This is a genomic window from Parafrankia sp. BMG5.11, from assembly GCF_004337455.1.
In genome coordinates this window covers 82,679-108,837 of sequence record NZ_SJXI01000013.1, presented here as the reverse complement: position 1 = coordinate 108,837, position 26,159 = coordinate 82,679, and the positions used below count along the sequence as shown (strand labels likewise).

Annotated in this window: 19 protein-coding genes; 8 read left to right on the top strand and 11 right to left on the bottom strand. The window is 66.4% G+C overall.

Translation table 11 applies throughout. The annotated features are described in order from the left end of the window. Positions 1-31: 31 nt before the first annotated feature. The 4 genes from E0504_RS07525 to E0504_RS07510 all read left to right on the top strand — a co-directional run bounded on the left by E0504_RS07525 (position 32) and on the right by E0504_RS07510 (position 8,067). Positions 32-2,386, top strand: coding sequence for a TonB-dependent siderophore receptor (locus E0504_RS07525; protein ID WP_207912270.1), 2,355 nt, complete (start codon positions 32-34; stop codon positions 2,384-2,386). Between the two features lie 17 nt (positions 2,387-2,403). After that, positions 2,404-5,676, top strand: coding sequence for an amidohydrolase family protein (locus E0504_RS07520; RefSeq protein WP_131622662.1), 3,273 nt, complete (start codon positions 2,404-2,406; stop codon positions 5,674-5,676). 83 nt (positions 5,677-5,759) lie between these two features. Then, positions 5,760-6,911, top strand: coding sequence for an alpha-hydroxy acid oxidase (locus E0504_RS07515; RefSeq protein ID WP_131622660.1), 1,152 nt, complete (start codon positions 5,760-5,762; stop codon positions 6,909-6,911). Between the two features lie 28 nt (positions 6,912-6,939). Next, positions 6,940-8,067 (top strand): aminotransferase class V-fold PLP-dependent enzyme, encoded by a 1,128-nt coding sequence (locus E0504_RS07510; protein WP_131622658.1) that lies wholly within the window; start codon positions 6,940-6,942, stop codon positions 8,065-8,067. 30 nt (positions 8,068-8,097) lie between these two features. Here the strand turns inward: E0504_RS07510 and E0504_RS07505 are convergent, their stop codons facing one another. From E0504_RS07505 to cyoA, 7 genes are read right to left on the bottom strand one after another with little or no spacing between them, the layout of a single operon-like run. Then, positions 8,098-8,628 (bottom strand): response regulator transcription factor, encoded by a 531-nt coding sequence (locus E0504_RS07505; protein WP_131622656.1) that lies wholly within the window; start codon positions 8,626-8,628, stop codon positions 8,098-8,100. 5 nt (positions 8,629-8,633) lie between these two features. Continuing rightward, a complete protein-coding gene (locus E0504_RS07500; RefSeq protein ID WP_207912269.1) occupies positions 8,634-9,950 on the bottom strand; it encodes an ATP-binding protein in 1,317 nt (438 codons plus the stop codon). Continuing rightward, positions 9,950-10,666, bottom strand: coding sequence for an SURF1 family protein (locus E0504_RS07495; protein ID WP_131622654.1), 717 nt, complete (start codon positions 10,664-10,666; stop codon positions 9,950-9,952). The genes E0504_RS07500 and E0504_RS07495 overlap by 1 nt, the downstream gene beginning before the upstream one ends. Further along, entirely contained in the window at positions 10,663-11,049 is a 387-nt protein-coding gene (gene cyoD / locus E0504_RS07490; protein ID WP_131622652.1) for a cytochrome o ubiquinol oxidase subunit IV, read from the bottom strand. Before cyoD ends, E0504_RS07495 begins: the two co-directional genes overlap by 4 nt. Beyond that, complete coding sequence (gene cyoC / locus E0504_RS07485) at positions 11,046-11,678, bottom strand: cytochrome o ubiquinol oxidase subunit III (protein WP_131622650.1); 633 nt, start codon at positions 11,676-11,678, stop codon at positions 11,046-11,048. The genes cyoD and cyoC overlap by 4 nt, the downstream gene beginning before the upstream one ends. Positions 11,679-11,681: 3 nt before the next feature. Continuing rightward, entirely contained in the window at positions 11,682-13,682 is a 2,001-nt protein-coding gene (gene cyoB, locus E0504_RS07480; RefSeq protein WP_131622648.1) for a cytochrome o ubiquinol oxidase subunit I, read from the bottom strand. A 20-nt stretch (positions 13,683-13,702) separates the two neighbouring features. Next, positions 13,703-14,884, bottom strand: a complete 1,182-nt coding sequence (gene cyoA / locus E0504_RS07475; protein ID WP_131622646.1) for a ubiquinol oxidase subunit II — start codon at positions 14,882-14,884, stop codon at positions 13,703-13,705. Between the two features lie 152 nt (positions 14,885-15,036). On the opposite strand from cyoA, the gene E0504_RS07470 reads away from it, so the two are divergent. Further along, a complete protein-coding gene (locus tag E0504_RS07470) occupies positions 15,037-16,368 on the top strand; it encodes an MFS transporter (RefSeq protein ID WP_131622644.1) in 1,332 nt (443 codons plus the stop codon). A 25-nt stretch (positions 16,369-16,393) separates the two neighbouring features. Here the strand turns inward: E0504_RS07470 and E0504_RS07465 are convergent, their stop codons facing one another. Then, positions 16,394-19,297: a pitrilysin family protein gene (locus tag E0504_RS07465; RefSeq protein WP_131622642.1), complete on the bottom strand. Its 2,904-nt coding sequence runs from the start codon at positions 19,295-19,297 to the stop codon at positions 16,394-16,396. 157 nt (positions 19,298-19,454) lie between these two features. Here E0504_RS07465 and E0504_RS07460 point away from each other — a divergent pair, with 157 nt between their 5' ends. Continuing rightward, positions 19,455-21,107 (top strand): thiamine pyrophosphate-binding protein, encoded by a 1,653-nt coding sequence (locus tag E0504_RS07460; protein WP_131622640.1) that lies wholly within the window; start codon positions 19,455-19,457, stop codon positions 21,105-21,107. Here the strand turns inward: E0504_RS07460 and E0504_RS07455 are convergent. The 3 genes from E0504_RS07455 to E0504_RS07445 all read right to left on the bottom strand — a co-directional run bounded on the left by E0504_RS07455 (position 21,104) and on the right by E0504_RS07445 (position 23,551). Then, the gene (locus tag E0504_RS07455) at positions 21,104-22,288 is read right to left on the bottom strand and encodes a molybdopterin molybdotransferase MoeA (RefSeq protein ID WP_131622638.1); all 1,185 of its coding nucleotides are present in this window, start codon (positions 22,286-22,288) and stop codon (positions 21,104-21,106) included. The genes E0504_RS07460 and E0504_RS07455 overlap by 4 nt on opposite strands. A gap of 21 nt (positions 22,289-22,309) precedes the next feature. Next, positions 22,310-22,978: a queuosine precursor transporter gene (locus E0504_RS07450; protein WP_131622636.1), complete on the bottom strand. Its 669-nt coding sequence runs from the start codon at positions 22,976-22,978 to the stop codon at positions 22,310-22,312. A 120-nt stretch (positions 22,979-23,098) separates the two neighbouring features. Further along, positions 23,099-23,551 carry a PRC-barrel domain containing protein gene (locus E0504_RS07445; RefSeq protein WP_131622634.1) on the bottom strand — a complete coding sequence of 151 codons (453 nt, stop codon included), beginning with the start codon at positions 23,549-23,551 and terminating at the stop codon, positions 23,099-23,101. A 210-nt stretch (positions 23,552-23,761) separates the two neighbouring features. Between E0504_RS07445 and E0504_RS07440 the strand changes: the two genes are divergently transcribed. Beyond that, positions 23,762-25,075, top strand: coding sequence for a NupC/NupG family nucleoside CNT transporter (locus E0504_RS07440; RefSeq protein ID WP_131622632.1), 1,314 nt, complete (start codon positions 23,762-23,764; stop codon positions 25,073-25,075). A gap of 14 nt (positions 25,076-25,089) precedes the next feature. After that, entirely contained in the window at positions 25,090-26,019 is a 930-nt protein-coding gene (locus E0504_RS07435; RefSeq protein ID WP_131622630.1) for an isopenicillin N synthase family oxygenase, read from the top strand. Positions 26,020-26,159: the final 140 nt, after the last annotated feature.

Genomic DNA, 26,159 nt, shown 5'->3' with positions numbered 1-26,159 from the left:
TGTCGAGGCGGCTGCCAGTGCTGGAACGCGAATGAAGACCTACAGCGATGGACGGCTATTGCAATCGGTTTGCAATAGCATATCAGGCGAACTGACGAGCGGCGACGAGGACGCGCCGCTGTGTACGCGATTCGGTTCGATGTCGGCAGCGGACGAAGGTTCTGAGCCGATGCGATCTATGGACACACGAAGGGGGCGCTCGATGCGCAAGGTCTCAAGTCTTACCTCGAGCACGGCGCTGGTATCCGTGGCATCGATCCTGTTCGTCTCGGCTCCGGCAAACGCACAGGACGGTCCGAGCGAAACGCCCGGCAACGGGGGCACCGAAACAGTTGCGACCACCGATGCAAACGGTGAGCGGATCATCGTTGTCACCGCGCGGAATTATGTTCCGCAAGGTGCGTCGACCGCTACCAAAAGCGACATTCCGCTAGTCGAAACCCCGCAGTCGATCAGTGTCGTGACCCGTGACCAGATCGATTTGCTGAACTTCATCGATGCGCAGCAGGCGGTGCGTTATATCGCCGGGGCCACCGGCGAAAATTACGGACCCGATCTGCGCTTCGATTTCATCCAGGTCCGCGGCTTTCCGCCCAAGCAGTTCATGGATGGCCTGGCGACCCCGGTCACGACCACGATCTTTTCGAACGGCATCGACCTTTATGCCTTCGAAAGCCTCGACGTCCTCAAGGGACCGGCCTCGGTTCTTTATGGCAGCGCTCCTCCGGGAGGCATCTACAACCAGACCACTCGCCGCCCGTCGAGCGACTTCGGCGGCGAAGTTTCGCTCAAGTATGGGGAGGACGATTACAAGCAGTTCGCCATGACCGCGACCGGCGCGGCGACTGACTGGCTGGACCTGCGCGGCACGGTGATGGTCCGCGATCGCGACGCCGAACGCGATTTCGTGCGCGCCAGGCGGGTCTATGCAGCGCCCGCCGCGACTGTGCATCTGGGACCCGACACCCGGCTGACGGGCCTCGCGTATTATCAGTATGACGAGGTGAACGGCGACACCAATGGCTTCCTGCCGGTCGAAGGGACGCTGCTGCCCAATCCCAACGGCCCGATCCGTCGCGACGTCAATCTGGGTGAGCCCGATTACAACCGGTACGAACGCACCCAGTGGGGCGCGGGATTCGAGCTGGCTCATGATTTCGCTGGCAGCTGGAATGCCACAGTCAATGCGCGCTGGTCGGACTACGCCGAGACGCAGGATGTCATCTACAACGCGTTCCTCAACGCTGATGGCCGCACGGTCACCCGGTCGATCTTCCCTTACGCCGAAGACGTGAACGCGTTCGGGGTCGACGCCCGCGTGGCGGGCAAGTTCGGCACCGGAGGCATTGAGCACAATCTGCTCGCCGGCATCGATCACCGGACAGTCTCCAGCGAAGCCTACTTCGGCTTCCTGTTCGCCGCCGGCGGCACGATCGACATCTACGATCCGGTCTATGGGGCGGAGGCGCCCTATCCGCGGCCCGCAATCGATATTCCGTACACCGACCAGAACCTCAATCAGACGGGCGCCTACATGCAGGACCAGCTCGCGATCGGCGGTCTGCGCCTGTTGCTGTCGGGTCGTTACGATTGGGTCGATCTGGAAACCTTCGGCGCTGCGTCCGACCAGCACAAGTTCACCTGGCGTGCGGGCGCGAGTTACGTGACCGCGTCCGGCCTGGTGCCGTACGTATCGTACGCGACGTCGTTCGAGCCCACACTCGGCGTCAGTGCGAGCGGTGCTGCATTCCGGCCCACCACCGGTGAGCAGATCGAGGGCGGCATCAAGTATGATGGACGCGCCCTGGGTCCGGACGTCGATCTCCTCGTCACGGCGTCGTTGTTTCAGATCAAGCAGCGAAATGTCGCGAGCGCGTTGTATGGCCCCGTCACCGCGCCTCCGCTGGGTTCCACCCAGAGCGGGGAAGTCGAAGTGCAGGGCGCAGAGCTTGAGTTCGTGGCCCGCCTCCGCAACCAGCTCGCGCTCAACGGCTCGCTGTCTTACACCGACAGCGAAGTGACCGAGAGCGAAGTGGCGGTCGAGATCGGCGCGCCGCTGCCGGTCACGCCCAAGTACAAGGCTTCGCTGTTCGCCGATTACACCTTCCAGCGCGGGGCGCTGGGCGGGTTCGGGTTCGGTGCCGGCGTGCGCTATACCAGCAAGAGCGCAGGCAGCCTGCCGGGCCCGTTCAACCCGCTGGTCTACGTGAGTGACAGTTCGACCCTGTTCGACGCGATCGTGCACTACGACTTGCCGGAATGGCGGTTCGCGATCAACGGCTCCAACATCTTCGACAAGCGCTATGTCGCGCGGTGCGCCGGGCCGAATAACTGTACGTTTGGCGCGGGCCGGCAGGTTATCGGAACCGCGACGTACAAGTTCTGACCGCACGGAAGGTTCGCATGATGACAGGCCGGCAACTGGTGCTTTCGGTTGCCGGCCTGGTCTCGGCTGTTTCGCTTTGCGGGAAAGCCGCGGCCCACGGTCCGCCGGGGCTTGAGACCGCGCCGTCTGTGCAGGTGGCCGACAGGCCTGCGCCGGTCGAGCAGGGCGTGTCGGGACTTCCGCCCGTGCCGCCTGCGCAGCCCGGCCAAACGCTGCCCTTGCAGCCGACCCGGACCATCGCGTTCGAGGTGGATGAGGCGACCGGACTGCATCCCGATCTGTCACCCGACGGCCGGACGCTGGCGTTCGCGATCCTGGGCGACATCTACGTGCTCGGCGCCAATGGCGGGCGGGCACGGGCGATTACTCATGGCCTGCCGGTGGACACTCAACCGGCGTTCTCGCCTGATGGCCGCTGGATCGCTTTTCTGTCCGACCGCTCGGGTGCGGAGAACTTGTGGGTCATGCGTCCTGACGGCAAGGATGCGCGCCAGGTCACGCTGCACGATGACGATCCGATCTTCGTCTCGCCTTCCTGGACCGCCGACGGCACCGGGCTGCTGGTCTCGCGGTACTGGCCTGACCGGAACGCGTATGAACTGTGGCGCTATCCCGTGTCCGGGGGCGCGGGCGAAGTGGTGGTGGCAAACCGGACGCAGGGCACCGGCGGGCCGGTCCAGCACGTACTCGGCGCCGTCGCCTCGGCGGACGGCAAGTGGTTCTACTACGCCGCGCGCGGCGGTGATCTCGACTTCGCGGAGCCGGTCGAGTGGCGCATCGCGCGCATGCCTGCCGCTGGCGGCGCGGCCGAGACCCTGGTCAAGGCTGTCGGGGACATCCGCCTTGGCAAGGTGCAGGCCAGCGCCTTCCGCCCCGCCGTCTCGCACGATGGCCGGCTGCTTGCTTACGCCGAACGGCGCACCGGACGAACGTGGCTGCGGCTGCGCGACCTTGCCACGGGCGCCGAGCGCGACCTCACCCAGCTTGACCCGGACTCGCTACAGGCGTCGTACTGGAGCGACATCGCGCCTCGCATGGCGTTCACGCCCAACGACGACGCGGTCGTATTCACGCGAGGCGGCAAGCTGGCCCGTATTTCACTGCGCGATGGCACGGTGGCCCCGATCCCGTTCACCGCGCAAGTCGAGCAGCAGCTCGGACCTTTGACCCGCGCACCGGCCAGAGTCGAAACCGGACCGGTACGGGCGCGTATCGTGCAAACTCCCGCGCTTTCACCCGACGGGCGCACGTTCGCATTATCGGCGCTCGGGCGGGTCTACGCGATGCCGGCGTCAGGCGGGGCTCCAACGCCGGTTGCCGACGGTCTGCCTCCGCAGTTCCATCCCTCGTGGTCCGCCGATGGCAAGCGTCTGCTGTTCGTTACCTGGACCGCGCTTGAAGGGGGCCACGTGTGGGAGGTGCGACCCGGAGAGGGCTCGCCGAAGCGGCTGACCAGCCAGGATGCGTTCTACACGCACCCCGTTTACACGCCGGATGGCGGCGTGGTGGCGGTTCGCTCTCCCAGCGCGGAGCGGCGGGCGCGCTATGTTGAGTTCGGCCAGATCCGTGAAGCAGAGCTGGTCTCGCTGACCACCGGCGAAGTGCTGGCCCGCGGTAACCTGGGCGGTCAGCCGCACTTCCTGGCGGACGGCACGCTGCTGATCAATCGAGCCGACGGGGTCCACGACGCAAAGGACGACCGGCTGGCCGCGCGGGTCGTCGGGCCCAATTGGTATTTTGCCGAGGGTCCGGCACCTGCCGATGACCTTCGCGTCAGCCCTGACGGCCGCCAGGCCTTGGCGCAAATCGCGCAGCAATTGTACCTCGTTCGCCTTCCGGACGATGGTTCACCCGTCGACCTGTCCGACCCGGCCGCATCCACACAGAAGCTGACGAGCGAAGGCGCCGATTATTTCGGTTGGAGCGGCGATGGGCGCGAGATTTTCTGGTCGCTTGGGCCGACCATCTGGCGGCGTCCGGCCGCTGGCGGCGCAGTCACGACCATCGACGCCATCGTCACGATCCCGCGCGACGTTCCCGCAGGGCACCTGCTGCTGCGCGGAGCCACCGTGCTGACGATGGGCGCAGCAGCAGCGGTCGAGAACGCGGACCTGCTGGTCAAAGACAACCGGATCGCGGCCATCGGGCCGCGTGGCTCGTTTCCAGTGCCGCCGGGCACGCAAGTGCGTGACATCGCCGGCCGGTATGTCATTTCGGGTTTGATCGACGTCCACGATCACGTGGCCGACATTCGCCGCGACGTGCTGAACTTTGCGTCCTGGGGTCCAGCGGCGAACCTCGCTTATGGCGTCACCACCGCGTTCGACCCGTCGACGCTCACGATCGACATGCTCGCCTATCAGGATGCGCTGGATGCGGGCCTTGCTGTCGGCTCGCGGATTTTCTCGACCGGGACAGCGATCTTCGGGTTCAACGATTTCCGGTCGCCCGAACAGGTTGACGCTGTCCTGCGGCGGTATCGGGACCGGTATGGCCTGACCAACGTCAAGATGTATCGGTCCGGCAACCGCCGGGTACGTCAATGGATTGCCGAGCGCGCACGGGCGCTGGGATTGCAGCCCACCACCGAAGGGGCGCTGTCGGCCAAGCTCGGTCTCGGTCATATCCTCGACGGGTTTGCGGGCAACGAGCACGCCATCCCGCCGCCGGTGCTGTACGACGATTTCGTGCAACTGCTGGCGCGCAGCGGCACGAGCTATGACCTGACGCTGCAGATCACGCACGGCGGCTACCCTGCGCAGGATTTCTTCATCGCGCGGGACGCACCCCACGGGGATGTGAAGTACGCCCGGTTCGCGCCAGCGTGGTTTCGCGACCAGAAGCTCTGGCAGCGGGAGTGGCGCGACCCGTCCGCCTATCTATTCCCCACGATCGCCGCCAGCGCGCTCGCCGTGAAGCGGGCAGGGGGCCTGGTGTCGATCGGTGCGCACGGAGAGGTGCCGGGCCTGGGCACCCACTGGGAGATGGAAGCGCATCAGATGGGCGGGTGGACCCCGGCGGAAATCCTGCGATCCGCTACTATCGACGGCGCCCGCACTATAGGGAGAGAAGCGGATCTGGGGTCGATCGAACCGGGCAAGCTGGCCGATCTGGTGGTGCTCGACAAGGATCCCCGGACCGACATCACCAACGCGCGCGCGATCGCCTGGGTGATGAAGAACGGGCGGCTTTATCACGGCGATGACCTGGCCGAAGTGTGGCCCGATCCGAAGCCGCCGCCGGTCTTCTGGTTCAGCACTGCCGGAACTTCCGAGGCGACGGAACGATGAACCCGCTCGCATTTTCCTGATAGTGCGGCGACATGGGTAAGCGCGCGCCGTTATCCGCGCGAGCTTGCGAAGCGGGATGCACGATGCGGTTGGCCGATTGCCATAACACGGAGGACTTTCGGCGACTGGCGAAGCGGCGCCTGCCGGGGCCGGTGTTTCATTACATCGACGGGGCCGCCGATGACGAGGTGACGAAGGCCCGCAACACCCAAGCCTTCGATGATTGCGATCTGGTCCCCAGCGTCCTCGCCGGGGTCAAACATGTCGACATGCGCACCACGCTGATGGGCAAGGAGATCGCGCTTCCGCTGTTCTTCTCGCCGACCGCTCTCCAGCGATTGTTCCACTGGCAGGGGGAGCGGGCAGTTGGTGCCGCAGCCGAAAAGTTTGGCACCTGGTTCGGCATCTCAAGCCTGGCGACGGTCAGCATCGAAGAGGTCGGCGCCACCGTGAAGGCACCCAAGCTGTTCCAGCTCTACGTGCACAAGGACGAAGGCCTCAACCGCTCCATGATCGAGCGGTGCCAGGCGGCGGGCTTCGATGCGATCGCGTTGACGGTGGACACGATCGTCGGCGGCAACCGTGAACGGTGTCTCAGGACCGGCTTCACCTCGCCGCCGCGGCTGACGCCCGGGTCTGCTCTCAGCTTTGCCGCTCACCCTCACTGGACAATGGATTACCTGTTGCGCGAGCCGTTCTCGTTGCCGAACCTCGAAACGCACGTCTCGCAAGGAACCAAGGTGGCGACCTCGATCGGCGACTACTTCTCGACGATGCTCGACCAGTCGATGGACTGGAAGGCGGCGGAGCGTATCCGCGATCAATGGGGCGGGCAGTTCTGCCTGAAGGGGATCATGTCGGCCGCCGACGCCCGGCGGGCGGCGGATATCGGCGCGAACGCGATCATGGTATCGAACCACGGCGGCCGGCAACTGGACGGCAGCCGCGCTCCGTTCGATCAACTGGCCGAGATCGTCGATGCCGTAGGCGACCGGATAGAGGTGATTTGCGACGGGGGCATTCGCCGGGGCAGCCACGTGCTGAAGGCGCTGTCGGTCGGCGCCCGCGCCTGCTCCGGGGGAAGGCTCTACCTCTATGCCCTTGCCGCGGCGGGACAGGCGGGTGTCGAGCGGGCGATGGGCAAGCTGCGCGACGAGATCGAACGCGACATGAAGCTGATGGGCGCGCGCGCACTGGCCGATCTCGATCCCTCCAACCTTCGCTGGCGGCGCTAGCCCCAAACAACCTCAGGAGAGCATTTTCATGCCGGCTCTACGCACGGATATCGATCCCGACGGTCTGCTCGAATACTCGGTGGTGTTCACCGACCGATCGCTCAACCACATGAGCACCGCGTTCCAGACGGTGATGCACGACATTCACGAGACTCTGTGCGGTGTTTACCACGCCGATCGCGCGGTCATCGTGCCGGGCGGCGGATCGTACGCGATGGAAGCGGTCGCCCGGCAGTTCGCCACGGATGCCAGCGTGCTCGTCATTCGCAACGGCCTGTTCTCCTACCGCTGGTCGCAGATCTTCGCCAAAGGGTCGATCCCGCGCGACGAGACCGTGATGAGGGCGGTGCGAGTGGGGGACGGCGACCAAGCGCCGTTTGCGCCCTGCCCGATCGAGGATGCGGTGGCCCAGATCGCGGCGGCCAAGCCTGACGTGGTGTTCGCACCGCATGTTGAGACGGCATCCGGCATCCTGCTGCCAGATGACTACATCCGCGCACTTGCGGACGCGGTTCATCGCCATGGCGGCTTGCTGGTGCTCGACTGCGTGGCATCGGGCTGCATCTGGATCGATATGGAGGCGCTGGGCGTCGACGTGCTGATTTCCGCCCCGCAGAAAGGCTGGTCCGCACCGCCGAGTTCCGGACTGGTGATGCTGCGCGAAACGGCCATCGAACGGTGCCGCGCCAGCCAGTCGACGAGCTTCTCGGTGGACCTTGGCCGGTGGCTGGAGATCACCGAGGCCTACCTTGCCGGCGGCTTCGCCTATCATGCGACGATGCCGACCGATGCGTTGCGGACCCTGCGCGACGCGATGGCCGAAGCCAGACGTGTCGGCCTGGATCGTCTTCAGGCGGCGCAGTGGGAACTGGGCATGGATGTCCGCCGGATGTTGGCCGCGCGCGGCTTCCCCTCGGTTGCTGCGGCCGGCTTCGAAGCGCCGGGCGTGATCGTGTCGTACACCTGTGATCCCGACATCCAGAACGGCAGCAAGTTCGTTCGCGCGGGCTTTCAGGTAGCGGCAGGCGTGCCGCTGATGGTCGATGAGGGACCGGATTTCCGGACGTTCCGCATCGGCCTGTTCGGTCTCGACAAACTGACGAACGTTGCCGGCACGCGTGACCGCTTGGCGGCGGCGCTGGCGAAGCTGGGCTAGGAAGGTGGCGCCAACAGGCGAATGCCTGTTCTAGCGGACCTGCCGCTTCTCCAGCTTCCGGGCCAGGGTGCGGCGATGCATCCCCAGGCGCCGGGCGGTCTCGGAAATGTTGAACCCGGTTTCGGCGAGGGTCTCGTTGATCCGCTCCCATTCCCAGGTTTTGATCGACGTGGCTTGGCGGGTAATCGGCGCGTCGATGTCGCCGGCAGTACGGCCGAATGCAGCTTCGATTTCGTCCGTATTCGCGGGTTTGGGGAGGTAATTGGACGCGCCCAGCTTGATCGCCTCGACGGCGGTCGCGATACTGGCATAGCCGGTCAGCACGACGATCCGCATCTCCGGGTCATGCGCCCGCAAGGTGCGCACGCAAAGCAGACCGGATTCGGTCCCCAGCTTGAGGTCGACGACCGCGTAGGCCGGGCGTTCGGTCTGCAGCAATACTTCCAGTTCGCTGCTGCTGTGCGCGCATGACACGGTGTAGCCACGCCGTTCGAAAGAGCGGCTAAGCGTCCGGGCGAAGGTCGCATCGTCCTCGACGATAATCAGGGATCCGGGTTCCATCGCGATCAAAGCTCCTTCTGCGAAGCGGCGGGTAGCATCGGCAGCAACAGGCGGACCACGGCCCCTCCGGCCGCCCGGTTCTCAGCCTCCAGCCGCCCGCCGAGCCGGCGGACGACGTTGACGGTGAGGAACAGGCCAAGGCCGTGTCCGGGTCCCTTGCTCGACTGGTACAGCTTGCCGATGCCGGCGAGTTGCGGCCCGCTGAATCCAGGCCCGGCGTCACTGACGGCGATCACCAGCCAGTCGTCCAGCCGGCTCCCTTCGAGCATCACGCTGCCGGGCGAGGCTTCGCCGGCATTTTCCAGCAAGTTCCAGATCGCCTGCCGCAGCGCCGGTTCCGCCGCGACCCGCACGTCCTGCAGGTCTGCCAGATGATAATCGAACGGAATGGACGGATGCACCGCGCTCCACTCGGCAGCGATTTCGTCAAGCAATGCGCTTACCTCGGCCGCCCCCATCGCCTCGCCGCGCGCCTGTCCGGCGGAATGCAGGATGTTGCTGACAATCTCCTTGCATCGTCCGATCTCCGCCTGCGCTTCTGCCAATTCTTCCCGCAGCGCCGGGTCGGCAGCCAGGCGGGGATCGCGCTGCCAGTCGGCAACCAGGACCGATAGCGACGACAGCGGCGTGCCGAGTTCGTGCGCCGCTCCGCTGGCGAACAGGCCCATGCGGACGATTCCGTCTTCTTCCGCGGCACGCTGGCCGAGTTCCGCTACGAAGGTCTCCCGCGCGCGCAGATTGCGGCTGATGCGGGTGATGAACAGCAACAGCAAGACCGCCACCATGACGAACGCGATCCACTCCCCGAGCAGCCGCAAATCGCCGATGCCGCCGACACTCGCCGGCAAGTTCAGCGGGAGATGGCGCACGCTCAGGAAGGCAAATGCCAGGCAGCAAGCGCCGGCCATGGGCGCGACCATCGCCAGCGGCAGCAGGATCGCGCCAAGCACGACTTGGAGCAAGTACAGCGCGATGAACGGATTGGTCGCGCCGCCGCTGAAATAGAGCTGCGCGGTCAGCGCCGCCATGTCTAGCGCCAGCGCGAACAGGAACTCTCCCGGCACCACCGGCCAGCGACCGAGGCTGAGCGTGAACAGCAGATTGGCGCCGCCAAGCGCGCCCGCCACCGCCAGCATGGGCAGCAACGGCAGGCGGACGCCCAACCCGAAGTGCGCCACCAGGATGGCGATGACCTGCCCCGCCACTGCGATCCATCGCAGCTGGATCAGCTGACGCATGTTTTCCGCCGCAGCGGCTTCGGGCGAGCGACCTCCGGCGTGGCCGCTGCGGCGGAGGGTCAACGCAAGGAGCGGGGTGTCCATCAACGCCCGTCTTCGCGCGAACGCAGCACCAGCGCCAGCCCCACAAGCGACAGGGCGGCCAGAGCGAACCAGGTGAGCGCATAGACCAGATGCGCGTTGCGGAAGCGGACCACGGTCATCCCGCCGACTGGCAGCTGTCCCGGACTCGACCCGGCATCAGCGTCGATAAAGAACGGCGCCACGGGGCCGAGCCCGCGCGCCTTGGCGATCGCTCCCACGTCGCGCGAGAACCAGCGGTCCTGCCGAGGGTCATTGGGTCGCAGAAAACGTCCGTCCGGCTCGGCCATGCGGAGCAAGCCGGTGACCGTGACTTCACCGGTTTGCTGGGATGCAGCCCGGTCCGCGGGAGAGTCAGCCTCACGAGGAACGAAGCCGCGATTGACCAGGATCGTGCCGGTGGCGGTGCGCAGCGGGGTGAGCACCCAGTAACCCGGGCCCCGCTCCGTCAGAGCATCGACCAGTGTTTCGCTTGCGTAATCGAACGTCCCGCGCACAGCCACATGTCGGTACTCGTCACGCTCCTGCGTTATCGATCGCCATGCCTCCGGAGCGGGAGCAGGACCGGGCGGAGCGGACACACGCGCCTCGACCCGCTCGATTAAAGCGAGTTTCCAGGCCAGGCGTTCGATCTGCCAGATACCCAGCCCGCCGAACAGCAGCGCAAGGAACGAGCACAGCGCCAGGAGGAAGCGGCGCTTCCCCCGGTTGGCAGTCACGGTGTGTAGCTCGCCTCGCCAGTGGTCATGCCGGGCATCATGTTGGTGTTGAGGTGGTACATGATCCACACCGACCCGGCGATGACGATGAACAGCAGCACTGCGGTGAAGACATAGGCGATCAGCGTCCACCCGCCCTCTGCCTGGGTGTTGACGTGCAGGAAGCACACCGTGTGCACCAGTATCTGCACCACTGCCATGACAATGACCGCCACTGCTGTCGCGCCCGGGGTCAACACGCCGGTCATCACCAGCCAGAACGGGATCGCCGTGAGAACCGCCGATAGCGCGAAGCCGATCAGATAGCTCTTCCTGCTACCGTGGCCGTAGCTTTCGTCATGAGCGGAGTCATGCCCGTGCGAAGCGTGATCGACCGTGTTCATCGCACCATTCCCAGCAGATAGACAAACGTGAAGACGCCAATCCACACGACGTCGAGGAAGTGCCAGAACATGCTGAGGCACAGCAGCCGGCGCCGGTTTTCAATCGTGACGCCGCGCTGGGCGAGTTGCACCAGCATGACGCCGATCCAGATGATGCCGATCGTCACGTGGAGCCCGTGTGCGCCGACCAGCGTGAAGAATGCCGACAGGAAACCGCTGCGCTGCGGCGTGGCGCCCTCGGCGATCAGCTTGGAGAACTCGTACATCTCGACGCCGACGAACGCGATGCCCAGCAGGCCGGTCACCACCAGCCACAGCTGCACGCTGCGGGTTCTGCCGCTGTCGAGCGCCAGCATGGCAAAGCCATAAGTGATCGAACTCACCAGCAGGATCGCGGTGTTGAGCGCCACCAGCGGCAGTTCGAAAATCTCGCGCGGGACAGGACCGCCGGCATAGCTGGTGCCGATCACGCCATACGTCGCGAACAGGGCCGCGAAGAGGAGCGCGTCACTCATCAGGTAGATCCAGAAGCCCAGTATGGTCGGGCTGCCGGCGTGGACGTGATGATCTTCTTCGGTGACGTAGAACCGGGGCGCGTCGGCCGCTGGATCGTGGGGGATACTCGCCATCGTTCAGGCTCCCGCAGCCAGCAGCGGGCGCTGCCCGCGTTCGGACCGTCCCACCTCGCCCGCCGGAATGTAATAGTCGCGGTCGGTGTTGAAGGTGTGCGCGATGGAGATGATCGCCAGCGCGGCGAATGCCAGTGCCGCCAGCCACCAGATATACCACACCATCGCAAAACCAAGCACCGTCGCGAGGCCGGACAGGATCACGCCCATGCCGGTGTTCTTCGGCATGTGGATCGGCAGGTAGCCGCCTTCGGGCTGCTGACAGCCGCGCCGCTTCATGTCGTACCAGGCGTCGAGGTCATGGACGATGGGCGTGAAGGCGAAATTGTACGCCGGCGGCGGCGAGGCGGTCGACCATTCCAGCGTGCGGCCGTCCCACGGATCGCCGCTGTTGTCGCGCAGCTTCTCGCGGTTCTTGATGCTGACTGCGATCTGGATGACGAACGCCGCGATGCCGATGGCGATGATCACCGCGCCAATGGCCGCGATGACGAACCACGGTTGCAGCGTGGGATCCTCCAGGTAACGCGTGCGGCGGGTCGTGCCCATGAGGCCGACGATGTAGATCGGGGTCCACGCTACCCAGTAGCCGACAACCCACCCCCAGAAGTGGATCTTGCCCCAGAACGGATCGAGCTTGAAGCCGAAGGCCTTGGGCCACCAGTATTCGATCCCGGCAAACAGCCCGAAGACAACGCCGCCGATGATGACGTTGTGAAAGTGCGCCACCAGGAACAGCGAGTTGTGCAGCACGAAATCAGCCGGGGGCACGGCCAGCAGCACGCCGGTCATCCCGCCCACCACGAAGGTCAGCATGAACGCGATGACCCACATCATCGGCAGCTCGAACCGGATGGATCCGCGGTACATCGTGAACAGCCAGTTGAAGATCTTGGCGCCCGTAGGGATCGCGATCACCATCGTCGCGATGCCGAAGAAGCTGTTGACGCTGGCGCCGGAGCCCATCGTGAAGAAGTGGTGCAGCCACACCAGGTAGCTCAGGATCGTGATGACGACCGTGGCGTAAACCATCGATGAATAGCCGAACAGGCGCTTGCCGGTGAAGGTCGAGGTGATCTCCGAATAGATTCCGAACACCGGCAGGATGAGGACGTACACCTCGGGGTGGCCCCACACCCACACCAAGTTCCAGTACATCATCGGATTGCCGCCGAGGTCGTTCGTAAAGAAGTTGGTGCCGAGGTAGCGGTCAAGCATCAGCATCGCGAACGCGCCGGTCAGCACCGGGAAGATCGCGATCGCCAGCACCTGGCTGCACAGCGCGGTCCAGCAGAACACCGGCAGCTTCATCATGCTCATGCCGGGTGCTCGCATCTTGATGATGGTCGTCACCATGTTGATTGCGGACAAGGTCGTACCGACGCCGGCTATCTGCAGCGCCCAGAGGTAGTAGTCCGGCCCCACCCCGGGACTGTTCTGCAGGTTGGCGACCGGCACGTAGTTGAGCCACCCCGCGGTCGAAAACTCCCCGACGAACAGCGACACCATCACTAGCAGCGCACCTGCGACCGTCAGCCAGAAAGAGAGGCTGTTGAGGAATGGAAACGCCACGTCGCGCGCGCCGATCTGCAGCGGCATGACATAGTTGATTATTCCGGAGATCAGAGGGATCGCCACGAAAAAGATCATGATCGTCCCGTGGGCGGTGAACACCTGGTCGAAGTGGTGAGCGGGGAGGTAGCCCTCGTTGCCGCCGAACGCGATCGCCTGCTGCGCCCGCATCATCAGCGCGTCGGCAAAGCCGCGCAGCAGCATGACGACGCCCAGGATGATGTACATGATGCCGATCTTCTTGTGATCGACGGTGGTCAGCCATTCGCGCCAGAGCCAGCCCCACAGCTTGAACCTGGTGACGGCGGCCAGGATGCCCACGCCCAGCACCACCACCACGGCAAAAGTGCCGAGCAGGATCGGCTCGTGAACCGGGAAACTTTCCCAGGTGAGGCGGCCGAAGATGATCTTGGCGAGCGAGGCATCGAACACTGGGCTTGGCTCCAGGAAAATCAGGCGTTGGCGTCAGCGCGGGCGAACGGCGCCGATCGCGGATCGAGAGCGGACATGTCGCGGTTGCGCGGGTCGTTCGGACGGGTCGCGCCACCGGCATCGGCCGGATTTGCCGGCTTGGTGACGTTGGCACCGGAGCCCTTCTCACTTGGCTCTCTGAGCAGCGCGCCCTCCGCCTTGGGACCGTGCATCGGCATCGAATTGCCCCGCTGCGGCATGCCTGCGCCGGGGCGTGTCTCGTGCGGATGGCCGCCGCCCTGCTTCCGGTCGTATTCCATCAGGTCGGTCATGCACGGCGTGCCGGGCTCCACGCAGCGCTCGAGGACGCGGCGGTAGAGGTCCTGGTCCACCGACCCGAAGAACATCGGCGGCACCTTTTCGCTGGGCTTCGCGAGCTGGTAATACGATGCAAGGTCAAGCGTTCGGCCCGATGCTTTGGCCTGCGCGACCCAGTTGTCGAAAGCGGCCTGGTCCATCCCCTTCAGCTGAAAGCGCATGTCGGCAAACCCGTGGCCGCTGTAGTTGGCCGAAAGTCCCTCGTAGCTGCCTGGCCGGTTCAGCACCGCGTGCAGCGTGCTCTGCATCCCCGGCATCACGTAGATCATGCCCGCCATCGTGGGCGCATAGAACGTGTTCATCATATTGGTGGAGGTGAGGTCGAACCGCACTTGCCGGTCGACCGGCAGGGCCAGTTCGTTGACTGTGGCGATCCCCTGTTCGGGGTAGATGAACAGCCACTTCCAGTCGAGAGAGACCACCTGCACGCGCAGCGGATCGGATACCGGAGCGCGCGCTTCCTGTGCGTTCGCTTTCATATCGAGCGGGCGAAACGGATCGAGCAGGTGCGTGCTCGACCAGGTCAGCGCGCCCAGGATGATGATGATCAGCAGAGGGACCGACCAGATGACCAGCTCGAGCGAGGTGGAGTGATCGAAATCGGGATCGTACGTGCCGCCGGCGCCCTTGCGATATCGCCAGGCAAACACGACGATCAGAAGCATCACCGGCACGATGATCAGCAGCATGAGGCCGGTCGAGATATAGATGATATCGCGCTGCTGGCGCGCCACGTCCCCGGCGGGGTTGAGCACCGCGCGATCGCACGCGGCAAGAATCGCGACGAGCGGAATCAGCAGGGCCGCTTTCAGGCGGCGGATCCGGACTGGGATGTGCTGCAGCATGGTCCTCCACTAGCCGGAGAGACATTCCGTCCGACATTGGACATTTTGTCCAATCCCAAAAACCGGCCTGCCGGGTCAATACGCAACCCGCAGTCTTGCGCCCACGCGTTCGCGGCGCAACAAGAGATGCAAGCGAAGGAGAAACCCAAGCGATGACCGCTCCCGCCCCGGCATCCAACTCGGCGCCGCTCGAACGCGATGCCCAGCTTGTGAATGCCCGCCATGGCGACATCCGACCGGGCGATATCGCGATCGGCGTGATCGTCGGCCGCACGAGCGAGTTCTTCGACTTCTTCGTCTACGCGATCGCCTCGGTGCTCGTATTTCCCTCGCTGGTGTTCCCGTACGTCGATCCGCTGACCGGCACCCTCTACTCGTTTCTGATCTTCGCGCTCGCATTCGTCGGCCGCCCGATCGGCACCCTGATCTTCACCGCGATCGACCAGCGGCACGGCCGCGGCGTAAAATTGACCATCGCTCTGTTCCTGCTCGGCGGGTCGACCATGGTGATCGCCTTGCTGCCGGGGTACGAGCGGGTCGGCGCGCTTTCGGTGTGGCTGCTGGCGTTCTTCCGCTTGTGCCAGGGCATCGCGCTCGGCGGCGCCTGGGATGGCCTGCCGTCGCTGCTGCAGCTGAACGCGCCGGAGGACCGCCGCGGATGGTATTCGATGATCCCGCAGCTCGGTGCGCCGCTCGGGTTGGTGGTTGCGAGCGGGTTGTTCGCCTATTTCACGGCACTGCTGACCCCGCAGGATTTTCTTACCTGGGGCTGGCGCTACCCGTTCTTCGTTGCGCTCGCGATCAACGTGGTCGCGCTGTTCGCGCGGCTGCGACTGGTCGCCACGCCCGAATTCAAGCGCCTGTTCGAGACCCGCGATCTGCAACCGTCCCCGCCGTTCCAGACGCTGCGGAGCGAGTGGCGCACGATCACGCTGGGCGCATTCGCCCCGCTGGCAAGCTTTGCGCTGTTCCATCTGGTGACGGTGTTCCCGCTGTCGTGGGTCACCCTCAGCACGGGCGAGGATGTGGTCCGGTTCCTCATCATCGAAGCGGTGGGGGCGATGATCTGTGTCGTTTCGATCCTGGCGTCAGGCGTGATCGCGGACCGGGTGGGCCGGCGGGCGGTGCTGGGCGTGTCCGCGGCGCTGATCGGTGCATACAGCGGCTTCGCGCCGCAGCTGCTCGGCGCCGGCCCGGTGGGGGAAGCTGCCTACATGTTCGGTGGGTTCGTGCTGCTGGGCCTCGCGTTCGGCCAATCAGCGGGTGCGGTGAACGCGAGCTTCCCGGCGGTCCACCGTTATACCGGAGCGGCGATCGTCTCCAACTCGGCGTGGTTCATCGGTGCGGGTTTCGCGCCGTTCGTCGCGCTGTTCCTCGCCAGCCGGTTCGGCTTGTGGTCGGTCGGGTTGTACCTGCTGTCCGGCGTGATCTGCACGCTGGGCGCGTTGTATATTAATCGGGAATGGGCGAACCGGACCGCCTGAGCAGCGCCCCGGTTCGCCTATACACTCAGCCAGCAGGCTTGGGCAGGACCCTCAATTCGACCGACTTGGCGGGGTCGAGATAGCGCTGCGCGGCAGCCTTGATCTCCGCCGCCGTGATCCCTTCGAGCACGCGCGCCCGGTTACGCCGCCGGTCGAGCAGGTCCGACCGGGTCTGCGCCTCGGACACCAGCGCCACCCAGCTGTTGTTCTCCCGCTCCTGCCGCTGCCAGCGCTCGAGAGTGGGCTTGCGCGCCCGCAGCATCTCGTCGGCAGTGGGAGGATTGGTGCGCAGATCGGCCGCGATCTTGCGCACGGCGGCGGCGACTTCATTCATCGAAGCCGGGTCTGCCGGGGCCGAAGCGGTGAGATAGCCAAAGCCCTTGTAGGTCAGCGAATCGACCGACTGGGCGTTCGGCGTGTAGGTCGCGCCCAGTTCCTCGCGGACCACATCGATCAGCCGCAGGCCCATGACGCCGGCCAGCAGATCGCGAGTCAGCGAATCCTTGAGGTTCTTGCCGTCGTTCGTCGGCCATGCGAGCGCGATCGCGCCCTGGTCCGCCGAACCGCCATGATAGATGGTCTGCGGGGTGCGATCGGCGGTGAAGGTGACCGCCTTCACGCCAGCGGGGCTGGCGGCCGGATCGCCGCGCCGGGGAACCGCCCCAAGCGTCTGCGCCACAGCGGCGATCGCGGCGGCCTCGTCGAAGTCGCCCACCAGGCCAATCTCCACTCCGCCGCTTGCCAGTTGCGGCGCCAGTGCGGCCTTGACTTCGTCCAGGCTGCGAGCGGTCAGGTCTTCTGGGTTGCCGAACCCGAAGCGGGCGTCCCCGCCCGTCAACTTGAAGGGCACGGCGATGCCCGCCAGCTGCGACGGATTGGACGCGATGTTCTTGGCAACGACCGGCGCAATGCCGGCCCACTGCGCCTGGGTGGCCGGATCGTACGCGGGATCGGTCAACTGGGCGGCCAGTAGCTTCATCTGCAGGTCGAGATCGGCCGAGGTGGTCGCGCCCGAAGCGACGATGCCATCGGTATCCACGGCCAGACCCACGCCGACCTGGCGACCCGCGGTGATCCGGCGCAGTTCGTCGACGTCGTGCTTGCCCAGGCCATTGAGCGAGGTGAGCACCTGGGTGGCGACGGTCAGGCCCGGCTTGTCCGCCGGAAACACCTGCGCGCCGGGTCCCACCTTGGCGTACCAGGCAATCTTGCCGGGTTCGAACGCGGTCTTCTTGAGGTTGAGCTGCACCCCGTTGGCGAAGCGGACCGAACGGATGCCGAGGTCGGCGATCGCGGTATCCGAGACGACTTTGCCGGCAGGACCGAAGTCATCATAGGCAAAGGCCTTCGTCGCCTGTTCGACCGGAGCGCTGACAGCGACCTGGGTGCTGGTGGCGAGCGCGGTTTCAACCGCGGCGATGCCTCCGCCGACCTCTTGCTTGGTGGCGACGTGCACCAGAGTCGGTCCGCCGTTCCAGGCCGCGCGGAACGCCTTGCCTGCTTCCTCTGCCGTCAGCGTCGGCTCAAGCGCATTGTACAGCGCCAGGGTCTGCTCCGGTGAGAGGTACACGCTGTTGGACAGCGATGCGGTGGCGATCTGATCGGCAATCGCGCCGCTCCGCCGGCCGGCTTCCTGCGCGACCGCGTTCTCCAGCGCAGTGCGGATGTTAGCCCTGGATTCGGCTATCTCGGCCTCGGTGAAGCCGAACTGGATCGCGCGCCGCAACTCCTGCTCGCCAATGGTAAGCGCGGGCTGCCACTGGCCATCCTTGGCGACGACGATCGCGGTTGCGGTCCGGGCGGTGCGGGCGACATCCTGCACCATGGCCTGGCCGCCGATGATCGGACTGTCCGCGCTGCGACTCAAGGTCGCAAGGCGGTTCGACAACGCCACGCTGGCAATCGCTTCGAGCGTCGCGCGGCGCTGTTCCTCGACCGAATTTGCCGGCACCTGATAGCCAGTTACCCGGCTGAACTCGATGATCTCGGGGATCGACGGGTCGGTGAAGGTCGCAACGACCGGCTTGTCGACGGGGGCGATGGTGGGGGTGTAGAGTTCCTTGGCCGGACCCTTTGCCTTCCAGCCCGTGAAGCGCGTGCGGATTTCCTGTTCCATCGCATCGACATCGAAGTCGCCGACCATCACCAGCGTGGCGCGGTCGGGGCGATAGTACCCTTCGTAGAACGCCCGCAGATCGGCGGCCGAGATGTTGCCGATCGTGTCCGGCGTCCCGGTCATGCCCGCCCCGAAGCGCGAGTTGGGGATCTGCTTGCCGAGCGAGTCGAGCAGCCGGCGGATCTGCGGAACGTTGCGCACCCGGTATTCGGACAGGATAATCCCGCGCTCCCGATCGACGGCTGCCTGATCGATGGTCAGTTCAGACGCGAGTTCGCGCATGAAGGTCAGCGCTCCGTCGACCGTCTCCGCATTGGTGTTCGGCAGGTCAAGCTTGTAGGTCGTGTGTTCCAGATCGGTTTCGGCGTTGGTGTCGGCGCCGAACGCAAGGCCGAGCCGCTCGAGCCGCTTGACCAACTCGCCTTCGGGAATGTTGGTCGATCCGTTGAACGCCATGTGCTCCAAGAAGTGCGGCGCACCGAACTGGGCGGCCTCCGCTTCCCGCATCCCGACGTTGAAGGCGAAGCGGATCACCGCTGCGCCCTTGGGGGTTTCGTTGTGCCGGATCGCATAGCGCATGCCGTTGGGCAGGACGCCCCAGCGCACGGTGGGATCGGCCGGCAGTTCAGCGCTGGTAAGGCCCCAGGCAGGAATACCGGTCGTCTGCGACTGAGCGGCGGTCTGCGCCGCGCGATCCGCGTCCTGCGCCGATGCCGGTACCGCAAGACCGGCGGCGGCAATCGCCAGAAGCGATGCGCGCACGGCAAGCGGCAGGCGGCGCGCGCGGTGCGCGGTCGAATTGATGCTGGTCATTTTTGAAATCCTCTGCGTCCCCAATAGTGCGCCACAGATGACAGATGACGCGTCCCTCGGCCACCCCGCTGGTCGGATCGCATCTGCCGTTTGAATAGAACCGGTCCGCTTGGTAGGCGCACAAGAGGTTCAACCTCGATTTTTCGCAAGGCATCCCATGGCTCAATCGCATCCCGCCGGCACCCGCATGACCGGCGGCCAGATCCTGATCCGCGAATTGCTGGAACGGGGGGTCGACACGATCTTCTGCGTGCCGGGCGAAAGCTACCTCGCGGCGCTGGACGCGATCCACGAGGCGGGCGACCGGATCAAGCTGGTGGTCTGCCGGCATGAAGCGGGGGCGGCCAACATGGCGGAGGCCTGGGGCAAGCTGACCAAGCGGCCGGGGGTGTGCTTCGTTACCCGGGGGCCGGGGGCGTGCCATGCCGCGATCGGGGTCCATACCGCGCAACACGACAGCACCCCGATGTTGCTGTTCGTGGGTCAGGTGCCGCGCGACCAGATGGGGCGGGGGGCGTTCCAGGAGGTCGATTACCCCGCGACCTTTGGCGCCCTCGCCAAGTGGGCCTGCCAGATCGACGATGCCGCGCGTATTCCCGAGTTCATCAGCCGGGCTTACGCCACCGCGCTTGGCGGGCGGCCCGGGCCGGTGGTGATCGCGCTGCCCGAAGACATGCTGAGCGAGGCGGTCGAGGCGCCGGGGCAGGGCACCGAGCCGGCCGCTATCCCGGGTGCCCCCGCCCTGAGGGAGTTCCAGGCGCTGCTGGCGACCGCCGAGCGTCCGCTGCTGGTGCTGGGCGGATCGCAGTGGAGCGCGCAAGGGCTCGCGGACCTCACCCGCTTCGTGGAGGCGAGCGGCATCCCGGTGACCTGCGGGTTCCGGCGGCAGGACCTGTTCGACAACCGGCACCCCCAGTACGTCGGCGAGTCAGCGCTCGGCATCAATCCCCGGCTGAAGGCCCGCTGGCGGGAGGCGGACCTGATCGTGGCGGTCGGCACCCGCCTGGGTGAGATCGTCACCGACAGCTACACCAACCTCGACGTGCCACTACCGGGTCCGAAGCTGGTCCACGTCCTGCCCGAAGCAAGCGAGCTTGGGCGGGTGTACCAGCCCACCCTGGCGATCACCGCCGACGTCAACGCCTTTGCGAAGGCTGCCGCGGCGCTGGAACTGGAGCCGCGGTGGGACGAGTGGCGCACCTCCGCCCGCGCCGACTACGAGGCGTGGCAGCAGCCGCCCGCGGTGCATGGCCCGGTCGACATGGCGCGCATCGTCGGCTGGCTGTCGGACACGCTGCCGGACGACGCGATCCTGACCAATGGCGCGGGCAATTACGCGATCTGGCTGCACCGGTTCTTCCGCTACAAACGCAGCGGCACCCAGCTCGCGCCGACCAGCGGGGCGATGGGCTATGGCCTGCCCGCCGCGATCGCCGCCGGCATCCGCCACCCCGACCGGCCGGTCATCTGCTTCGCCGGCGACGGGTGCTTCATGATGGCGAGCACCGAACTGGCGACGATCGTGCGCCACCGGGTGCCGGTGATCGTGGTGGTGGTGAACAACGGCGCGTACGGCACGATCCGGATGCATCAGGAGCGGCGATATCCCGGCCACGTCGTCGGGACCGAGCTGGTCAATCCCGACTTCGCGGCGCTGGCGCAGAGCTATGGTATCGGCGGCTGGCGGGTGGAGCGGACCGAGGATTTCGCTCCCGCCTTCGAAGCTGCGCGCGCCAGTGGCGAGGCGGCGCTGATCGAGATCGTGCTGCCGACCGCCGAACTGTCGCCGACGATGAAGCTGGCCGGCTAGAACGCCAGTGCGCTGACGAGCGTGCCGGCGGGCAGGGCTGCTTGCCCGGCGGGGCAGCGGATCAGCCAGTCGGCCTCTGCCAGCGGACTCTGTGCGCCGCTGTCTTGATTGCCAAGCGGAGTTAGCCCCGCATCGTCCCACCGGGCGCGGGCGAACGTCTCGCGCTCGTCGGTCGCGGGCAGGGGTGCTGCCAGCGGCAGGGTGCGCCAGCGGTGCGCGTCGTCCGCGCCCTGCAGCCGCGCCAGCAGCGGACGCAGGAACAGCGCCGCCGTCACCATCGCCGAAGTCGGGTTGCCCGGCAGCCCGAGCACGAGCGCATCCCCCGCGCGGCCAAACCACACCGGTTTTCCGGGCTTGATCGCCACTTTCTCGAACGCGAGTTCCAGCCCGTGCGCGGCGAAGCTCGCCTTGGCGAAGTCCCGCTCGCCTACTGAGGCGCCGCCGGTGATCACCACCACGTCGGCGATGTCCAGCAATTCGCCGGCGAGCTTCTCCAGCCGGCGCGGCTCGTCGGCGCACAGGTCCATCGCGACCAGATCCGCGCCCGCCTGCTGCGCCAACGCGGCAACGGCAAAGCTGATCGTGTCGGGGATCGCTTCGGGCCGCTCGCTCGCCTGGCCCGGACGGGCGAGTTCATCGCCGGTCGCAAGGATCGCCACCCTGGGCCGGCGGGCCACCGTCACCTCGCCGCAGTCGGCTGCCGCGGCCGCCACCAGTCCGCGCGGGGTAAGGCGGGTGCCCGCGGGCACCAGCACGTCTCCGGCGGCAAAGTCGCCGGCGGCGGCGCGGATATAAGTCGCGGGACCGTAGCCGGGGGTGAAGCGCACGCGGTCTCCGTCGCGCTCCGCATGTTCCTGGATGATCACCCGCGTCGCGCCTTCCGGCACCGCCGCGCCGGTGAGGATCCGCGCCGCCTGGCCCGGGCCGACCGCCCCCGGCCAACCCGCTCCGGGGCGCGATTCGCCGACTACCTGGAGCCACTCACCGGGCGCTGTCGCGGCATCGACCATCGCGTAGCCATCCATGGTGGAGACCGCGGTGCGGGGTGAGGGGGCCTTCGCGATGACGTCTGCGGCAAGTGTGCGGCCGGCGGCGCCGGCCAGCAGCACGGTCTCCGACCCCAGCGGCGTGGCCTGCCCGATCAGCGCCAGCGCCGCGTCGAACGGGATCGGCGCGGTCATCGTCCCGGCCACTTCAGGCAATCAGGCGCGGTCGAGCCGCCGCGCCAGCGTGACGCACAGCGCGATCAGCGGGGGGACCAGCACGATCGACAGCACCACCTTGGCCAGCATCTGACCCACCAGCAGGTCGCCGATGGGAAATTCGCCATAGAACGCCAGGCTGATGAAGATCAGCGTATCGACCACCTGGCTCAGGGCCGAGGCGATCCCGCCGCGCACCATCATGCCCAGGCCGCTGCCCGCACCGTCGCCTTCCGATTCCTTTCCGCGCAGGGCCGAAAACAGCCACACGTTGAGGAACAGCGACACCCCGTACGCCACCGGGCCGGCGGCCATGATCCGGGGCGTGCTGCCCATCATCAGCGAGAACGCCGCCTGCCGGTCGGCGGGCATGTCGGCCGACGCGGGAATCTGCAGCACCAGGAAGATAAGCGCGACCGACAGCGCCAGCGGCAGGAAGCCCCAGAACACCATCCGGTCGGCGGTCTTGCGGCCATAAAGCTGCGCCACCGTGCTCGACAGCACCACCAGCATCAGGAACGCAAAGATCCCCGCCTCGACCGCGAGCGGCCCCAGCGCGACCTGCTTGTTGCCGAGCACCCCGGCAAGCACCGTCATTCCGCCGTAGAGCAGCGCATAGACGAACAGCGGGCGGGGAATGGCGGGCGCGGTGGTGGCGGGTTCGGTCATGCGGGGGACGATTGGCACCGGGCCGGCGAAAAGAAAAGCGGGCTTGTGGGTTTACGGCCGCTGGAGCCCGGAAGCGGGCGGGCGGCGGCCGACCCCGACACGAGCGTGGCCGCGTTGGGGTTAGTTTGCGGGCCCCGTTGCCGTCGTCGACGTTTCCGCACCCAGTTGCGCATCAGGCAAAGCACCGATCTGGGCAGCCGTCATCTTTGTCTGAAGGTCCTTGTCAGCGCCAGCTACGCGGGTCGTAAGGCCCGTCAAAGGCACCACGACATATCGGTCCGGATTGCTGTCCTCGATTTCAACCAGCAGCCCTTCGACGGCTCCGCCTGCTCCCCGCCGCACTTGCTCGACATCGCCCAGCTCCGTGCCGTCCGCGGTGACGAGGTCTGCATCGAGAAGCTGCCTTTCGGTCAGACCGAGGGCGGCCACCGCATCGCCCGACGCGGCAGCGCTGGCCTCTGCCTGCTGCTCAATCCGGTCCTCCGTGGCGTCTGCCTGGCGATCCGCGTCGGACCCGCACGCGGCAAGCGCGCAAACGAAAAGAGGCAAGCTGGCGGCGGTGAGCAGACGCATGGGGGTCTCCTGTGAAAGGTGGGTGTCAATCAACCGTCCGCGCCAACTCGCGTTCCGACAAAGCCAGCCTCGGGCCACCGTTTCACTCTGCTTCGCGCTCCGGGGCCGCAGACGTCCGAGCTTCAATGCAGAGTGACGATTTGCCAAGCGTCAAGGCGCGCGCTTGAATCCGGTTTCCTAGTCAACCGCTTGCCGCTAACGCGAACTTCGATGCCTCCTGTCCTCACCAGCCTGATCGGGATTGTCGCAATCCTGGCGATCGCCTTTGTCCTGTCCAACGCCAAGCGGCGGATCCGCCTGCGGATCGTGGGCGCGGCGTTCCTGTTGCAGGCGGCCATCGCCTTCATCGTCCTGCGCACGCCGTGGGGCGTGGCCGGCATCCAGGGCATGGCGAACGGTGTCGCCGCGCTGCTGAGCTATGCCAACGAAGGCACTGCGTTCCTGTTCGGGCGCGACAACCCGCTGGCGAATACCTTTGCGCTCGGCGCGTTGCCGGTGATCGTGTTCTTCGCCGCGCTGGTGTCCATCCTCTATCACTTGCGGATCATGCAGCAGGTGGTGCGCTGGGTGGGCGGGGCGCTTGGCTGGGTGACCGGGATCAGCCGGGTGGAATCGCTCGGCGCCGCGGCGAACATCTTTGTCGGCCAGAGTGAAAGCCCGCTGGTGGTGCGGCCCTATCTCGCGGCGCTGACGCCGGCTGCGCTGTTCACGCTGATGACCGTCGGCATGGCGGGCGTGGCGGGCACCATCCTGGCGGCCTACGCCGGCCTGCTGGGCGAGGAATACCTGCCGTTCCTGCTCGCCGCCGCGTTCATGTCGGCCCCGGGCGGCATCCTGATGGCCAAGATCATGATGCCCGATCCCGCCGACCCGGCGCCCGAAGCCGAAGGCCGGATCGAGCTGCCCGATGCGCGGATCAGCGCCGAAGGGCCCGCCGCGCTGGTCGAGGGCGGCAAGCCGCACGAGGTCGAGCTCGCCGAAACCTTCGAGGAGGGGCAGAAGCCCGCCAACGTGATCGAGGCCGCCGCGCAAGGGGCGCAGACCGGCGTCAAGCTGGCGGTCGCGGTCGGCGCGATGGTGCTGGCGTTCGTGGCGCTGGTGGCGCTCGCCAATGGGGTGCTCGGCTGGGTCGGATCGCTGTTCGGGTTCGACAACTGGAGCTTCCAGGCGGGGCTGGGCGCGCTGTTCGCCCCGGTCATGTTCCTGATCGGCGTGCCGTGGGACCAGGCGCCGGTCGCCGGCGGACTGTTCGGCACCAAGATCGTGCTCAACGAATTCGTCGCCTTCATCGACCTGGGCCAGATGGACGCCGGCGTGCTGTCCGATCGCAGCCGCGCGATCGTGACGTTCGCGCTGTGCGGGTTCGCCAACTTCTCCTCGATCGCGATCCAGATGGCGGTGACTGGCGGCCTCGCGCCCAACCAGCGGCCCGTGATCGCCCGGCTGGGGCTCAAGGCGCTGGCCGCCGGGTCGCTGTCCAACCTGATGAGCGCCGCGCTCGCCGGCCTGTTCCTCCCCTACTAAGAGACGCCTTCCCCATGTCTGAGATTGCTTCTGTTTCCATCGCCCGCCCGCTCAATGAGGTGGCGGACGAACTGGGCCGTTCTTTCCGCGAATACGGGTTCGCGGTGATCCGCGATCACGGCATCCCCGCCGACCTGATCGCCCGGGCGGAGGAACTCTCGAAAGCGTTCTTCGCGCTGCCGGAGGACGTGAAGAAGGGCTACAAGGTCGAAGGCGGCGGCGGCGCGCGCGGCTATACCCCGTTCGGGGTCGAGCGGGCCAAGGATGCCGAAGTTCACGACCTCAAGGAGTTCTGGCATGTCGGCCGCGAATTGCCGCAGGACCATCCACTCGCGCAGTACATGGCGCCCAACGTCTGGCCGAACGAGGTCGAGGGGTTCCGCGAGACCTTCACGCAGCTTTACGCCGCGTTCGAACAGGCGGGTGAGCGGGTGCTGGAAGCGATCGCGCTGCACCTGGGGCTCGACCGCGGCTACTTCAAGCCGACGGTGGAGGACGGCAATTCGGTGATGCGGCTGCTGCACTACCCGCCGCTCGATGGCCCGCACGCCGAAGGCGCAATTCGCGCGGCCGCCCACGGCGACATCAATACGATCACCCTGCTGCTGGGTGCGGAGGAGGCCGGGCTCGAACTGCTCAACGCCAAGGGCGAGTGGCAAGCGGTCGACACCCCGCCGGGCGCGCTGGTGGTGAACATCGGCGACATGCTCGACCGGCTGACCAACCACCGGCTGCGCTCGACCCAGCACCGGGTGGTGAACCCGCGCGGAGAGGCGGCCTACCGGTCGCGCTACTCGATGCCGTTCTTCCTCCACTTCCGCCCCGATTTCACGATCGAGACGCTGGACAGCTGCATCGATCCGGCGCGGCCCGACGATCACCCGGCGCCGATCTCGAGCCACGAGTTCCTCCAGCAGCGGCTGCGCGAGATCAACCTCGCCTGATTCGCCGCGCGAAAACCCGGCCCGTGAACAGGTTCCCGCGCCCGAGGCACTTTTTGGATGCTTGTTGCATCGCAGCAACACGTAAAAAGTCTCGTTTTCACAAGGGTTTGAGCGAGCGATCGGGGTGTGGTGGATAACTT

Bases quoted from the DNA above. Each gene is read 5' to 3' on its own strand.
- E0504_RS07525 (WP_207912270.1), top strand. From the start codon at position 32: ATGAAGACCTACAGCGATGGACGGCTATTGCAATCGGTTTGCAATAGC.
- E0504_RS07500 (WP_207912269.1), bottom strand. From the start codon at position 9,950: ATGGACACCCCGCTCCTTGCGTTGACCCTCCGCCGCAGCGGCCACGCC.
- E0504_RS07455 (WP_131622638.1), bottom strand. From the start codon at position 22,288: ATGACCGCGCCGATCCCGTTCGACGCGGCGCTGGCGCTGATCGGGCAG.
- E0504_RS07445 (WP_131622634.1), bottom strand. From the start codon at position 23,551: ATGCGTCTGCTCACCGCCGCCAGCTTGCCTCTTTTCGTTTGCGCGCTT.
- E0504_RS07510 (WP_131622658.1), top strand. From the start codon at position 6,940: ATGCCGGCTCTACGCACGGATATCGATCCCGACGGTCTGCTCGAATAC.
- E0504_RS07465 (WP_131622642.1), bottom strand. From the start codon at position 19,297: ATGACCAGCATCAATTCGACCGCGCACCGCGCGCGCCGCCTGCCGCTT.
- E0504_RS07460 (WP_131622640.1), top strand. From the start codon at position 19,455: ATGGCTCAATCGCATCCCGCCGGCACCCGCATGACCGGCGGCCAGATC.
- E0504_RS07520 (WP_131622662.1), top strand. From the start codon at position 2,404: ATGATGACAGGCCGGCAACTGGTGCTTTCGGTTGCCGGCCTGGTCTCG.
- cyoA (WP_131622646.1), bottom strand. From the start codon at position 14,884: ATGCTGCAGCACATCCCAGTCCGGATCCGCCGCCTGAAAGCGGCCCTG.
- cyoC (WP_131622650.1), bottom strand. From the start codon at position 11,678: ATGGCGAGTATCCCCCACGATCCAGCGGCCGACGCGCCCCGGTTCTAC.
- E0504_RS07470 (WP_131622644.1), top strand. From the start codon at position 15,037: ATGACCGCTCCCGCCCCGGCATCCAACTCGGCGCCGCTCGAACGCGAT.
- E0504_RS07440 (WP_131622632.1), top strand. From the start codon at position 23,762: ATGCCTCCTGTCCTCACCAGCCTGATCGGGATTGTCGCAATCCTGGCG.
- E0504_RS07515 (WP_131622660.1), top strand. From the start codon at position 5,760: ATGCGGTTGGCCGATTGCCATAACACGGAGGACTTTCGGCGACTGGCG.
- E0504_RS07450 (WP_131622636.1), bottom strand. From the start codon at position 22,978: ATGACCGAACCCGCCACCACCGCGCCCGCCATTCCCCGCCCGCTGTTC.
- cyoD (WP_131622652.1), bottom strand. From the start codon at position 11,049: ATGAACACGGTCGATCACGCTTCGCACGGGCATGACTCCGCTCATGAC.
- E0504_RS07435 (WP_131622630.1), top strand. From the start codon at position 25,090: ATGTCTGAGATTGCTTCTGTTTCCATCGCCCGCCCGCTCAATGAGGTG.
- E0504_RS07505 (WP_131622656.1), bottom strand. From the start codon at position 8,628: ATGGAACCCGGATCCCTGATTATCGTCGAGGACGATGCGACCTTCGCC.